13 protein-coding genes are annotated in these 12,955 nt (G+C 68.8%); 6 read left to right on the top strand and 7 right to left on the bottom strand.

The features are described 5' to 3' along the window. Position 1: 1 nt before the first annotated feature. Both QMA07_RS12685 and QMA07_RS12690 read right to left on the bottom strand, forming a co-directional pair. Positions 2-1,717: an amidase gene (locus QMA07_RS12685; RefSeq protein ID WP_290162400.1), complete on the bottom strand. Its 1,716-nt coding sequence runs from the start codon at positions 1,715-1,717 to the stop codon at positions 2-4. After that, positions 1,714-2,754, bottom strand: a complete 1,041-nt coding sequence (locus tag QMA07_RS12690; RefSeq protein ID WP_290162402.1) for an agmatine deiminase family protein — start codon at positions 2,752-2,754, stop codon at positions 1,714-1,716. Before QMA07_RS12690 ends, QMA07_RS12685 begins: the two co-directional genes overlap by 4 nt. A gap of 93 nt (positions 2,755-2,847) precedes the next feature. Here QMA07_RS12690 and QMA07_RS12695 point away from each other — a divergent pair, with 93 nt between their 5' ends. Further along, a complete protein-coding gene (locus QMA07_RS12695; RefSeq protein ID WP_290162404.1) occupies positions 2,848-3,567 on the top strand; it encodes a TetR/AcrR family transcriptional regulator in 720 nt (239 codons plus the stop codon). A 9-nt stretch (positions 3,568-3,576) separates the two neighbouring features. Then, the gene (locus tag QMA07_RS12700; protein ID WP_290162406.1) at positions 3,577-4,950 is read left to right on the top strand and encodes an aminotransferase class V-fold PLP-dependent enzyme; all 1,374 of its coding nucleotides are present in this window, start codon (positions 3,577-3,579) and stop codon (positions 4,948-4,950) included. Between the two features lie 18 nt (positions 4,951-4,968). Here the strand turns inward: QMA07_RS12700 and QMA07_RS12705 are convergent, their stop codons facing one another. Both QMA07_RS12705 and QMA07_RS12710 read right to left on the bottom strand, forming a co-directional pair. After that, complete coding sequence (locus QMA07_RS12705) at positions 4,969-6,024, bottom strand: alpha/beta hydrolase (RefSeq protein WP_290162408.1); 1,056 nt, start codon at positions 6,022-6,024, stop codon at positions 4,969-4,971. Positions 6,025-6,122: 98 nt separating this feature from the next. Further along, positions 6,123-6,650, bottom strand: coding sequence for a TetR/AcrR family transcriptional regulator (locus tag QMA07_RS12710; protein WP_290162409.1), 528 nt, complete (start codon positions 6,648-6,650; stop codon positions 6,123-6,125). 81 nt (positions 6,651-6,731) lie between these two features. On the opposite strand from QMA07_RS12710, the gene QMA07_RS12715 reads away from it, so the two are divergent. Continuing rightward, positions 6,732-7,442, top strand: coding sequence for an MBL fold metallo-hydrolase (locus QMA07_RS12715; protein WP_290162411.1), 711 nt, complete (start codon positions 6,732-6,734; stop codon positions 7,440-7,442). Here QMA07_RS12715 and QMA07_RS12720 read toward each other — a convergent pair. The 3 genes from QMA07_RS12720 to QMA07_RS12730 are packed head-to-tail and all read right to left on the bottom strand — an operon-like array spanning position 7,439 to position 10,763. Next, the gene (locus QMA07_RS12720; protein ID WP_290162412.1) at positions 7,439-7,990 is read right to left on the bottom strand and encodes an isochorismatase family protein; all 552 of its coding nucleotides are present in this window, start codon (positions 7,988-7,990) and stop codon (positions 7,439-7,441) included. The two genes, QMA07_RS12715 and QMA07_RS12720, sit on opposite strands and share 4 nt — an antisense overlap. Then, on the bottom strand, positions 7,987-9,432 hold the full coding sequence (locus tag QMA07_RS12725; protein WP_290162413.1) for a cytosine permease: 1,446 nt from the start codon (positions 9,430-9,432) through the stop codon (positions 7,987-7,989). The genes QMA07_RS12720 and QMA07_RS12725 overlap by 4 nt, the downstream gene beginning before the upstream one ends. 47 nt (positions 9,433-9,479) lie before the next feature. After that, entirely contained in the window at positions 9,480-10,763 is a 1,284-nt protein-coding gene (locus QMA07_RS12730; protein WP_290162414.1) for a M18 family aminopeptidase, read from the bottom strand. A gap of 262 nt (positions 10,764-11,025) precedes the next feature. On the opposite strand from QMA07_RS12730, the gene QMA07_RS12735 reads away from it, so the two are divergent. The 3 genes from QMA07_RS12735 to QMA07_RS12745 form a co-directional block, all read left to right on the top strand. Continuing rightward, positions 11,026-11,889, top strand: coding sequence for an EamA family transporter (locus tag QMA07_RS12735; protein ID WP_290162415.1), 864 nt, complete (start codon positions 11,026-11,028; stop codon positions 11,887-11,889). Between the two features lie 199 nt (positions 11,890-12,088). Next, positions 12,089-12,484 carry a GNAT family N-acetyltransferase gene (locus QMA07_RS12740; RefSeq protein WP_290162416.1) on the top strand — a complete coding sequence of 132 codons (396 nt, stop codon included), beginning with the start codon at positions 12,089-12,091 and terminating at the stop codon, positions 12,482-12,484. A 235-nt stretch (positions 12,485-12,719) separates the two neighbouring features. After that, a partial coding sequence (locus QMA07_RS12745; RefSeq protein WP_290162418.1) for a hypothetical protein occupies positions 12,720-12,955 on the top strand: 236 nt, incomplete at its 3' end.

Below are 12,955 nucleotides of genomic sequence, written 5' to 3' on the forward strand. Positions count from 1 at the left end.
GTCAGAGCCGCGGTGTGCGCGGGGGAGCGGTGCGGCGCTCGCCCGGTGCACCGATCGCTTCGAACGCCGCGGCGAGACGCAGCAGCGCTGCGTCGTCGTAGGCGCGTCCGGCGAACGTCAGGCCGATCGGCATGCCGATGTCGGGCATGAGCCCCATGGGCACGGTGACGGTCGGGATGCCGAGGTGGCGCACGGTCAGGTTGCCGTTCGCGATCCAGGTGCCGTTGCGCCAGCCGAGGTCGGCGGAGGCCTCGTTCACGTCCATGTCGGCGGGCCCCACATCGGCGACGGCCGGGAACACGACCGCGTCGAGCTCGTGCTCGTCCATCCACTCCTCGAGGTCGATCCGTCGGGTCTCCTCGAGTCCGCGCAGGCCGTCGGCGAGCTCCGGCATGTCTGCGAATCCGACACCGGGGTTGTCGCGCACCCAGTCGGGGTACTCGGCGATGTCGTCGTCGAAACCGGTGTAGCGGTCGGGGAGTGCGCCCGTCGGATGCGGGAAGATCGTCGCCCCGTCGACATCGGCGAGGGTGTTCAGCCGCGGGTCGCCGTTCGCCTGCAGGAAGTCCTCCCACCCCCACGCCGACAGGTCGACGATCTCGCGGCGCAGATACTCCGGCGACACGAGGCCACGCGTCGCGATGGTGGGGGCGCCCGGTCGGTCGCCCTCGTAGTTCGACACCACGGGGAAGTCGACCTCGACGACAGTCGCACCGTGGGCCTCGAGGTCGCGGCGAGCCGCGTCCCAGCGCGCGATCACCGAGGCGCGCGTCTCGACGCGCTGACCCGTGGGGCCGCCGATGCCCGGGGAGGCGGCACTGCCGGCATCCGGATCCGCGTTGATGTACATGCGAGGGATGCCGATGCGCGCGCCCTGGAGCGCGGTCGCGGCGCCGCTCGTCAGGGCCGGATACGACTCAGGACGCACGGCAGATGCCGACGGCAACGGCACCCAGGGCTGCGCGCGCCAGAAGTCGCCTCGTGTCTCGGCGTCGTCGGCGACGATCACGTCGATCACCTCGAGCAGATCGGCCATGGTGCGCGCGTGCGGCACGACGACGTCCATGGTGGGCACCAGGGGCCAGTTTCCGCGGGTCGAGATCACGCCGCGCGAGGGTGTGTAGGCGCAGAGGGCGTTGTTCGTGGCGGGGCCGCGTCCGCTCGACCACGTCTCCTCGCCCAGTCCGAAGGCGGCGAAGCTCGCCGCCGTCGCGGTACCTGATCCGTTGGACGACCCCGAGGCGAAGGGCGCGGTGAGGAAGTCGGCGTTGTAGGGGCTCTCGGCGCGGCCGTAGACACCTCGTTGCATGCCGCCGTTGGCCATCGGGGGCATGTTCGTGAGGCCGAGGCAGATCGCGCCACCCGACCGCAGGCGCTCGATCGTGAACGCGTCACGCTGCGCGACGAGGTCGGCGAACGCGGGACTCCCGGCCGCGGCGGTGAGTCCGCGCACCAGGTAGCTGTCCTTCGCCGTGTACGGGATGCCGTCGAGGGATCCGAGCGTCTCGCCGCGTGCGCGTCGCGCATCCGATGCCTCTGCCTCTGAGCGGGCGTCGGGGTTGCGGACGACGACGGCGTTCAGCGCCGTCTCGGTCTCGGGACCGTCGTAGGCGTCGATGCGCGCGAGATACGCGTCGACGAGCTCGACGGCGGTGGCCGCGCCGGACTCGAGCGCTCGCCGCAGCTCGGTGATGGAGGCCTCGACCACGTCGATCATGCGAGCACCCCCACGCTCGGCTGCTGCTGGGTGATGCAGTGGATGCCGCCGCCGCGGTCGAACAGCGGACGCGCATCGACCGTGACGACGCGGCGCCCCGGGTAGACGTCGGCGAGGATGGCCCGTGCCGCGGCATCGGCCTGCACGTCACCGAACCCACACGCGACCACGCCGTCGTTCGTGACCAGATGATTGACGTAGCTCCAGTCGACGAACCCTTCGCCGTCGCGCAGGGTCGTCGGGGCGGGAAGGTCGACGATCTCGAAGCGTCGTCCGGCCGCATCCGTCTGCTGCGCGAGGTGCGCGCGCAGCTCGCGGGTCACGGTGTGGTCGGGGTGCTCTGGGTTCTGCTGCTCGTGCAGCAGCAGTCGGCCGGGCGAGACGAGTGTCGCGACGATGTCGACGTGCCCGTTCGTACCGAAGTCGTCGTAGTCGCGGGTGAGTCCGCGAGGCAGCCACACGGCTGTCGTAGCGCCGAGCGTGCGGGCCATCTCTGCCTCGACGCGCGCCCTGTCGGCGTAGGGGTTGCGGCGGGGGTCGAGCTGCACGGTGTCGGTGAGCAGCACGGTGCCTTCGCCGTCGACGTGGATTCCTCCGCCCTCGTTCACGAGGGCCGAGCTCACGAGTTCGGCGCCGACGGCTCCGGCGATGATGCGCGCGTGCTGCGCCGCCTTCTGCCACTGCGCCCACTCCGGCGCGCCCCAGCCGTTGAAGATCCAGTCGACCGCGCCGAGCACGCCGGGCCGCTCGTGATCGACCACGAAGGTCGGACCGGAGTCGCGCATCCAGAACTCGTCGACCGGGGCCTCGACGATGTCGATGCTGCTGCTGAGCATCCGCCGAGCGCGGGCGACCTCGGCAGGGTCGACGATCATCGACACCGGCTCGAACTCGGCGACCGCGTGGGCGACGGCTGTCCAGGTGTCGTAGCCCTCGTCGCGCTCGGACGCCGTCTCGCCGAGCGTCGGCCCCTCGGCGGGGAACGCCATCCAGGTGCGGTCGTGCGGTGCGGTCTCTGCGGGCATGTGCCAGGCCATGGTCGTCTCCCTCGCTGCCGATCGTGACCTCGTGGGTGAGGACTCCGCGTTCGCTATTGAACACGTGATCAACGAGTGATACGGTAGCCCCTGATGAAGACCACGTCAAGAGCAGCCGCACCTCGCAGGTTGCCACCCGAGGAGCGCGAACGCTCGATCCTCGACGGTGCCGTGGCGCTCGCTGCAGAGAGCGGCCTCGAGGCGCTCACCGTGCGGGCCGTCGCCGCCCGAGTAGGGGTGACGCCGGCTCTCGTGGCGCACTACCGGCCCGTCATGGAGTCGTTCGTCGCCGAGGTGTTCACCGCGATCGTGGCCGCCGAGCGTGACGAGGTGATCGCCTCGTACGACCCCTCGGTCGACCTGCGCACCAATCTGCTGCGACTCATCGAGACGCTGCTCGACGACTCACGCGACGACGTCGCGATGGTCTGGGTGCAGTCATGGGCGCTCGGCGCCCGCAACGAGGCGCTCGGTGCCAGGGTACGCATCGAGATGGATCTCTGGCACAGCGCACTCGAAGACCTCATCGCCCGCGCGATCGCCGAAGAACCGGTGCCGAATGAAGGCCCGGTGCCGAATGAAGGCCCGGTGCCGAAAGAACACCGGAGGCGCCAGATCGACGCGGACTCGTCTGCGTGGATGCTGCTGGCGATGGTCGACGGCATGAGCGCACACTCGCTGGTGCACTGGGCGCCGCGCGATCGTGCCGACCTCGCTCGCCGCACCCTGTCGGCCGTGCTCGACGTACCGGTCGAGGCGCCGGTCGTGACCGACGCCGTCGCCCCACCACGGCTCACAGAATCACACAGGTAAGGACAGCTCATGGGAGCAGAACGCATGCACGCGGCCTCGGCCGAATCGACGGCGATCGTCGACGCCGTGCTCGACTACTCGCGCCGCCGGATGCTCGCGGCCGATGTGCCGCTCGACAAACCCCAGTCGCCGGCTGAGCTCGATCGTCTGGTCGGAACCACGATCACCGACGCCGGTCTCGGGTCGCAGCGCGCGCTCAGCGTGTTCGAGCACATCCTCGCTCCGGCCTGCCTGACGACGAGCCACCCGGCGTATCTCTCGTTCATCCCGACCGCTCCGACGATCGCATCGATCGCGTTCGACCTCGTGGTCTCGGCATCGGGCCTCTACGGAGGCAGCTGGCTCGAGGGGGCAGGAGCCGTGCACGCCGAGAACGAGGTGCTGTCCTTCCTGGCCACCGAGTTCGGCCTTCCCGACACTGCCGGTGGGGTGTTCGTGCAGGGCGGCACGATCGGCAACCTGTCTGCGCTCGTCGCCGCCCGCGAGGCGGCGAAGGCGAAGATGCTCGCAGCCGGCACAGAGCTCCCTCGTCGGTGGAAGATCGTGTGCAGCGTCGAGGCGCACTCCTCGAACAAGTCGGCGGCGAAGGTCATGGATGCCGACGTGCTGCTCGTGCCCGCCGACGACGACGGCAGGCTGAGGGCGGATGCCGTGCGTGAGGCTCTCGCGGAGCACGGTGAAGAGATCTGCGCGGTGGTCGCCACCGGCGGCTCGACCAACTTCGGCATCGTCGATGACATCGCCGGCATCGCCGCGCTGAAGGACGAGTTCGACTTCTGGCTGCACATCGACGGCGCTTACGGGCTCACCGCGATGCTGGCGCCGGAGGCCCGTGGCATCTTCGCGGGCGTCGAGCGTGCCGATTCGGTGATCGTCGATCCGCACAAGTGGCTGTTCGCCCCCTTCGACTGCTGCGCGCTCATCTACCGTGACCCCGATGCGGGGCGCAGAGCGCACACGCAGCACGCCGAATACCTCGACACTCTCACCGACGCCGGTGACTTCAGCCCGTCGGACTACTCGATCCAGCTCACTCGACGTCCGCGGGGGCTGCCGCTCTGGTTCTCGCTCGCGACCTACGGCGTGACCGCCTACCGCGAGGCTGTGAGTGCGACGCTCGCTCTGACCCAGAGGATCGCTGCCGAGATCGCCGCCCGCCCCGAGCTCAGACTCGTGCGCGACCCACAGCTCTCGGTCGTCGTGTTCGAACGCGAGGGCTGGGATCGCGGCGATTACGACCGCTGGTCGGACGAGCTGCTCGACTCACAGCGCGCGTTCGTGGTGCCGAGCTCGCACGCGGGGCGCCCGAACACCCGCTTCGCCATCCTCAACCCACTCACGACGTTCGACGACCTGGTCGGCATCCTCGACACGATGAAGTAGATCGCCGCGCCCGGACTCTCAACGCGTGGTGTGGGCGTTCAGGAAGCCGATCGTCTGTTGCAGCGCCGTCTGAGCGTCGGGCATGTCGAGGTGGAACTGATACTCGTGGGGCAGGGCCGGCTCATGCGACGCCGGCCAGAACAGCGTCGTGACATCGACTCCCAGCTCGTCGAGACGCTTGGCCATCGGGATCGACTGCAACCACGTCAGCCCATCTCCGTTTCCGCCCGAGATGTACGTCGTCGGGAAGTCCTCGGTCACCCAGTCGATGGTCGACATCGTCGAGCCGGTCGAGCCTTCCGCCCAGGTCTTGGTTCCTGCATACGCCCACATCGACGTCTTGAGGCCCCAACCGACGACGCCGTCGAGTGCAGCGAGTGCGGCGAGGTCGTACACGCCGCAGTTCAGCACGGTCGCCACCACCTGCTCGGCCTCCAGCGCCGGGGTGACGTCCATGATCTCGGCGTAGTCGGGGTTCGTCATCAGCGTCGCCATCTGACTGGCCAGCTGGCCGCCGGCGGAGTCGCCTGCGAGAACGATCTGATCAGGATCGACGTTCAGCTCATCGGCGTGGGCGTCGATGTAGGCGAGCGCGTCGTTGAGCTGGCGCACCGCGAGCGGATACACGCCCTCGGGTCCGATCGTGTAGTTCAGCGCGATGGCGGTGTAGCCCTCGGCCGCGAGGATGCGCATATAGGGGTCGACGTTCTCCTTCGACCCCGAGATCCAGGCGCCGCCGTGGATCCAGACGACCGTCGGCAGCGGCCCGGTGGCGGATGCCGGCGTGAAGACGTCCATCGTGGTGTCGGCGCCGCTGTCGGCGTAGGCGACGTCGAGCTGCTCGGTGAGCTTCTCCGCGGTGATGTGCTTCTCCATCTCGGCGGCAGTCTCGTCACCGCCCTTCGTGAACACCGAGCGGATCAGCATGGCCGAAGGCCAGGGGGTGAGTGCGCCGATGATCGCGACCACGGCGGCGACGAGGAGGATCAACCCCACTGCCACCTTCGTCCGCTGCCACGGGCGGCGAACCCTCTTCGGGCGGGCGGATTCGCCTTCGTGCGCGCTCGTCGTCATGGAAACCCCTCTCCGCGCATCATCTTGGCAGTATTCCGGTCGATCTCGGCGGATCGGCGCAGGCTCAGGCGTCGGCATCCGCCCGTCCGCGCGTGCGATCAGGCGGCCGTGAGCCCGGCGATGATGCGACCCATCGCGTAGTCGAATGCCTCGTCGACATCGCCGCCGAGCCGGAACATGCCGGCGAGCTCCATCTGCAGGAACCCGGTCGCCCAGGCGGTGAAGAGGCGGGCGGCGTCGAGCGCATGTTCCGGCCCCACGAGCTCGGCGCAGGAGCGCAGCACCGGAGCAGACGTCCGATGGAGAGCGTCTTCGGGCGCGGATGCCGTGAACAACAGGCGGAAGGCCTGAGGGTGCTCGTGGGCGAACGCGCGGTACGCGGCGGCGAGGAGGGGGAGTTCGTCCCCCGCGGTGTCGAGTCGGCCGGTCAGTGCATCGGCGGAGGCCTCCGCGACCGCCGACAGCAGGGCGTCTCGATCACGGACCCTCTTGTAGAGAGAGGGCGCCCGCACGCCCACGCGCTCGGCGACAGCCTGCATCGTGAGTCCCGCGGGGCCGGCCGATTCGAGGATGTCGCGGCCGGCGTCGACGATGGCCGCCAGGGAGGTTCGTTCGGGCGTCGGCATCGGGACTCCTTCATGGCTATTGACAATAGCTATGATAGCTACGTAATGTAGCCATCCTAGCCTCCCACGAAAGGGACGACCATGAAGCTCGCACCGCACCTGCATCGACTCGGCAACGACGTCGTCGCGTCGTATCTGGTCGACCTGCCGGAGGGGATCACGCTCGTCGACGCGGGTCTGCCCGGCCACTGGAACGACCTGCAGCGAAAGCTGACCGAACTCGGCCGGCCGCTCTCCGACATCCGCGGTCTGGTCCTCACCCACGGCGACGGCGACCACATCGGCTTCGCCGAGAGACTGCGCAGTGAGGCCGGCGTGCCGGTCTTCATCCACAGTGCCGACGCACACAGGGTGCGCACGGGTGAGAAGCCGAAGACCCCGATGGGGCCGGCGCGCATCGGTCCGACGGTCGGGTTCTTCGCCTACAGTCTGCGCAAGAACGCACTGCGCACGCGGCACGTCTCCGAGGTCGTGACCGTCGCCGACGGCGAGGTGCTCGACCTCCCCGGCTCCCCGGTCGTCATCGGCATGCCGGGTCATTCGCCCGGCAGCATCGCCGTGCACATCCCCGCGGCCGATGCGGTCTTCGTCGGCGACGCGCTGACCACTCGCCACGTGTTGACGGGGCGAGTGGGTCCGCAGCCCGCGCCGTTCACCGACGAGCCGGAAGAGGCCTCCGCGTCTCTCGACCGGCTGGCCGCCCGATCGGCATCCTGGGTGCTTCCCGGACACGGAGCGCCCTGGCACGGGTCGCCCGCCGACATCGCGGCGGCAGTGCGCGCGGCGGGCTAGCGCTCCGCCAGCACCGCGGCCGTGTCGCCGATCGTGATCTGCGGAGGGTAGAGACCCATGATCCGGATCGCAGCGTCGTGGTTCTCGGCTGTCGATCCCGCGCAGGCATCGGCGGCGATCGTGACGTGAGCCCCGGCATCCGCTGCGGCGAGGGCTGTCGAGATGACGCAGCAGTCCGTCGACACTCCCGCCAGCACGACGTGCGCTCCGCGGCCCACGATCGCCTCGATCGAGTCGCCCCACTTTCCGAACGTCGGCAGATCGAGCGTCGGACGCTCCGACAGGCCGACTGCCTGCGGCACGAGGTCGAACAGCGGGTCCGACGGCGGGCGGTCGGCGAACGGCCACGCGGCGAAGTAGGCGCCCCACGAGGTCGATCGGTCGGCGGTCGGCATCCAGCGGGTGACGATCACACGATCGCCGAACGACTCGGAGAGCTCGCTGATGCGTGGCATGACGTCGTCGAAGAACGGTGACGCCCACGCCGAGTCGGGTGAGGCGAAGATCGCCTGCGGGTCGATCACGACCAGCCACGACTCCCTGCTCACGCAGCTGACTCCTGGGCGCGGATGCGTCCGGCGCGAGCGAACCAAGTGAAGACGAACGACAGCACCAGGGCGAAGAACACCCCGAGGTTCGCGTACGCCCAGTCTCCGTCGACTCCGCCGACCAGGCCGAGCAGATAGCCCTGCCAGTTGTTCCAGGGGGCGGCGTCGGCGAAGCCGTTGAGCACGAAGCCCCAGCCGATCACGCTGGCGACCACCATGGTGCCGATCGAGATCCAGTCCCAGGAGCCGTATCTTCCACGGCCGTCGAACAGCGCCTCCTCGTCGTAGTCCCTCTTGCGCCGGAGGATGTCGGCGATCAGGATGCCGGCCCACGATGCCAGTGGCACGCCGAGCGTGATGAGGAAGCTCTGGAACGGGCCGAGGAAGTCGGTCGCGAAGAACACCACATAGATCGTGCCGATCGTGAGGATCACGCCGTCGATCGCCGCGGCGGACGGGCGGGGGATGCGGATGCCGAGGCTCAGCAGCGTGAGGCCCGAGGAGTAGATGCCCAGCACGGCACCCGAGACGAGTGCGAGTACGGCGGTGAGCAGGAACGGCACGAGCACCCAGAGGGGCAGGAGCGTGGCGAGGGCGCCGATCGGGTCGGCGGCGATCGCCGCGCTGAGGTCGTCGTCCGACCCCGCGAGCAGCAGACCGAAGACGACGAGGATCACGGGCGCGATCGAGCCGCCGATCGTGTTCCAGGCGACGATCGCCCCATCGGATGCCGTGCGCTTCTGATACCGCGACCAGTCGGCGGCGATGTTGATCCAGCCGAGTCCGAAGCCGGTCATGACCATCACGAGTGCACCGGTCACCTGGCCGAGGCCGCCGTCGGGGCGTGCCATGACGGCGGCGAGGTCGATGCTCGGCGCGGCGAGCACGATGTAGAGGATCGTCACGGCGCCGGTGACCCAGGTCAGCACCGACTGCAGCTTCATGATCGTGTGATAGCCGAGCACGGAGGCCACGACGATCAGCGCGGCGACGATGACGGTGGCGATGATCTTCAGCGCGATGCTGTCGCCGTCGCCGCCGAGCTGTGTGATGACGGTGGCTGTCGCGAGCACGGCCATGATCGCGAGGAAGGTCTCCCAGCCGATCGACGTCAGCCACGAGACGATGCCAGGCACCTTCTGCCCGTGCACACCGAAGGCGGCGCGGGAGAGCACCATGGTCGGAGCCGAACCGCGTTTGCCGGCGATCGCGATGAGTCCGCACAGCAGGAACGACACCACGATGCCGATGACCGACACGATCGTCGCCTGCCAGAACGAGATCCCGAAGCCCAGCACGAACGACCCGTACGACATGCCGAACACCGACACGTTGGCTGCGAACCACGGCCAGAACAGATCGCGAGGCTTCGCCGTGCGCTCGGATTCGGGGATGATCTCGATGCCCGCGCGCTCGATGAGGCCAGGCTTGATGTCCGTCATGCCATCATCCTGGCACTGTGCAGGGCGCGTGGGGGCGTCAGCGACGATCAGCCGGCGAAGAACGCCCCCACGACTCGGGTGAGGTCGTGCAGATCCGAGACGCCGGCGAGCTCACGGGCCGAGTGCATCGACAGGATCGGGATGCCGACGTCGACCGTGCGGATGCCGAGACGCGTCGCCGTGATCGGACCGATCGTCGATCCGCAGCGCACGTTGTTGTTCGACACGAACTCCTGCGTGTTCACGTCGGCGCTGTCGCACCAGTCGCGCCAGGCGGCGGAGCCGAGGGCATCCGTCGCGTACCGCTGGTTGGCGTTGAGCTTGAGGATCGGACCGGAGCCCAGCACCGGCTGCACCACGGGATCGTGCTTGTGCACGTAGTTCGGGTGCACCGAGTGGCCGACGTCGCTCGACAGGCACCACGACGCCGAGAGGGCGCGGCGACGCTCGGAGGCGTCGGCGCCGAGCGCGTCGTACACACGACCGAGGATGTCCTCGAGGAACGGGCCTGCGGCACCGGAGCGCGAGTTCGAGCCGAGCTCTTCGTGGTCGAAGGCCGCCAGGATCGCGATGGGTCCGGACGCCGCGGTGTCGATCGACTCGAGTGCGACCACGCCGGCGTGCACCGAGGCGAGGTCGTCGAGACGGCCGGAGGCGAAGAACGCGCGATCCTTGCCGAACACCGCCCCGCGTGCCGTGTCGGCGATCATGACGTCGTAGCCGCGGATGTCGGATGCCGAGACTCCGGCCGACCCGGCGAGCTCTGCGAGGATGTCGTCCTGCGTCGGGTCGCCGAGACCCCAGACGGGCTGTGTCTGGAACTGCTTGTCGAGCGCGAGGCCTGTGTTCGCCTCGCGGTCGAGGTGGATCGCGAGCTGGGGCAGGCGCAGCAGCGCTCCGGTGTCGGCGAGCACGACCCGTCCGTCGGCGAGGGCGAGTCGGCCGGCGAGGCGCAGCTCACGGTCGAGCCAGGAGTTCAACAGCGGTCCGCCGTACACCTCCACGGCCGCCTGCAGCCAGCCCTTCGACCCGGTCGTCGGCTGGGGCTTGAGCTTGAAGCCGGGGGAGTCGGTGTGAGCGCCCAGCACGTGCGCGGGCGTGGTGGTGGTGGCATCCGCCGGCACCGTCCAGGCGATCGCGGCGCCGTCGCGCACGACGACGTAGCGTCCCCCGGGGGTGACTTCCCACGCGTCTTCCTCTTCGAGACGAGCGAAACCGGCATCCTCGAGTCGCCTGGCCACCTCGGCGGCGGCGTGATAGCTCGAGGGCGATGCGGCGACGAAGTCGGCGAGATCCTCGGCGTGGGCGAGAGCGTCCGGGGTGACGGGCATGGGGGGACCTTCCTGAAGGGGCGGTCCTTCGATCGTAATCGGGTTCGCCGGCGACCCTGTCGGACGCGAGACTGTCCTCGTTCACCTCCCGGTCACTCACGGCAGGTACTGTCGCTCTCGATAGCGCCTAGGGTTCCGGGGTCTCGTCCCGTCTGGTCCGAGCGGCGCCACGGCGTCCCTCCGAAGGGACGCCGTCATCTGACAGGACAAAAGCCCGGAGGACCCTGTTCGTCGCGCCCGCGATGAACGGAAAGGGTCTCTCGTGTCCGCCGTCGCATTCGCTCTCGTCATCGCCGCAGCCATCACGCACGCCGCGTGGAACATCGTCGCCCATGGCGTGAGCCGGGCGGGGATGCCGTTCCTGTGGTGGGGAGCCGTCGGAGGAACCGTCGTCTGGATCGGCGTCGTCCCGTTCACCGGCGGGCTCGGCACCGACGACGTGCTCGCGTTCCTGTTGGGCGTCGGAGTCTCGGGGGTGCTCCACGTGGCGTACATGGCGGTGCTGCAGCGCGGATACCGTGAGGGCAATCTCTCCACCGTCTATGCGACGGCGAGGGGCACGGGACCGTTCCTCTCAGTGATCGTCGCCGTGTTGGTTCTCGGAGAGCGACCGTCGGCACTGGCTCTCGTCGGCGTCGCGGCGATCATCGTCGGGGTCGTCGCGATCGGTCTCGTCGATCGAGGGCGCGCCGATCGATCCCGACGCCTGGATCCCGGGCTCGTGTTCGGCCTGCTCACCGGGGTCGCGATCGCGGTCTACACGATCTGGGATGCCAACGCGGTGCGCACCTGGAACCTCTCGCCCGTCGCGTTCATGGTCGGGACGATGCTGCTCGAGATCCCGTTCTACTCCTTCGGCGTTCGCGGCCGATGGGCGGCCGTGCGCACCCTCGGGCGCACGCAGTGGCGGCGCATCGTGGCCTTCAGCATCCTGTCGCCGCTGTCGTACATCCTGGTGCTCACGGCCATCCAGATCGCTCCGGTCGCCCTGGTCGCACCGCTGCGCGAGGTCAGTGTCGTGCTGGTCAGTCTCTTCGGGGTTTTCGCGCTCAAGGAGAGTCGGCCAGGATGGCGGCTGGCCGCGTCCGCGGTCGTCGCCGGCGGGATCGTGCTGCTCGCTCTCTAGCTGCGGGCTCTGTAGCTGCGGGCGGCGTGCATGGTGCTGATGCTGCACGGGAGTCGTGGTGCGGATGCTGCGCGGGGTTCGTGGTGCGGATGCTGTGCGTGGTGGGTGCCGGTCTGAGAGTGCTGCTCCTGATGGTTGTATGGATTCTGTGTCAGCGGGATGGAGTCTTCGAGCGAGTAGCCCGTCTGACGCCGTCTGGATGGCGGAGCTGAGAGCGGTCGTGATGCGACCTGACCTCGAGCGACTCGGCCGATATGACCCGGTGCGCGTGCGACAGCGCTTTCTCGACGCGTTCGTTCCCGAGAACACCCGCGTGATCGTCGTCGACGGCGAAGACGTCGGTCTGGTGGCGGTGAGGCACGAACGCGATGCGCTCTGGATCGAGCACTTCTATCTCACGCCGGAATCGCAGGGCCGCGGGATCGGAGCTGGGGTGCTCGCACACCTGCTCACCGAGAGCGACGGCACGCGGCCGTTCCGGCTCAACGTCCTGCAGGCCAGTGCGGCCCGTCGACTGTACGAGCGGCACGGCTTCGTGCTCGAGAGCGAGGATGATGTCGACGTCTTCATGAGGGCAGAACCCGCCCTCGGGTGACGCCGCCCGCCTTCTCGTTCTCTCTTTCTCGTTCTCTCTTTCTCGTTCTCTCCTTCTCGTTCTCTTCTCCCACGTCCTTCCTCGTGCCCCGCTCTCCTGCGCTTTCGTCGTCTTCGAGGCCGTGGCCCACCCACAGCGGCGCGCTGTATCGGGAGATTGGAATATGGCGTTGATCTGGGGTAATCAGGGGCGGTTTTGGGGCGTGAATGTCGGTGGTCCTCGGTTGACTGGGGGTATGAACAGCACCGCGGAGCTTCTGGATCGGGTCATCGCCGACCTTGATGCGGTGTTGTCCGGCGATGCGTTGGCGGGGTTGTCGGATGCGGATCGGGTGGGTGTTCTGGTGGCGGCGGGGTCGGCGTTCCGGCGGGTGGAGGCGGTCGTCGTGGAGACCGTCGCGACGGGGGACATGGGTGACTTTCCGCATGCGGCGGGGTGTCGGGGTGAGAACGAGTTGTTGCAGCGGACGAT

The organism is Microbacterium sp. APC 3901, from assembly GCF_030407765.1.
GTDB lineage: Bacteria > Actinomycetota > Actinomycetes > Actinomycetales > Microbacteriaceae > Microbacterium.

Bases quoted from the DNA above. Each gene is read 5' to 3' on its own strand.
- QMA07_RS12685 (WP_290162400.1), bottom strand. From the start codon at position 1,717: ATGATCGACGTGGTCGAGGCCTCCATCACCGAGCTGCGGCGAGCGCTC.
- QMA07_RS12690 (WP_290162402.1), bottom strand. From the start codon at position 2,754: ATGGCCTGGCACATGCCCGCAGAGACCGCACCGCACGACCGCACCTGG.
- QMA07_RS12715 (WP_290162411.1), top strand. From the start codon at position 6,732: ATGAAGCTCGCACCGCACCTGCATCGACTCGGCAACGACGTCGTCGCG.
- QMA07_RS12740 (WP_290162416.1), top strand. From the start codon at position 12,089: ATGGCGGAGCTGAGAGCGGTCGTGATGCGACCTGACCTCGAGCGACTC.
- QMA07_RS12710 (WP_290162409.1), bottom strand. From the start codon at position 6,650: ATGCCGACGCCCGAACGAACCTCCCTGGCGGCCATCGTCGACGCCGGC.
- QMA07_RS12725 (WP_290162413.1), bottom strand. From the start codon at position 9,432: ATGACGGACATCAAGCCTGGCCTCATCGAGCGCGCGGGCATCGAGATC.
- QMA07_RS12695 (WP_290162404.1), top strand. From the start codon at position 2,848: ATGAAGACCACGTCAAGAGCAGCCGCACCTCGCAGGTTGCCACCCGAG.
- QMA07_RS12705 (WP_290162408.1), bottom strand. From the start codon at position 6,024: ATGACGACGAGCGCGCACGAAGGCGAATCCGCCCGCCCGAAGAGGGTT.
- QMA07_RS12730 (WP_290162414.1), bottom strand. From the start codon at position 10,763: ATGCCCGTCACCCCGGACGCTCTCGCCCACGCCGAGGATCTCGCCGAC.
- QMA07_RS12700 (WP_290162406.1), top strand. From the start codon at position 3,577: ATGGGAGCAGAACGCATGCACGCGGCCTCGGCCGAATCGACGGCGATC.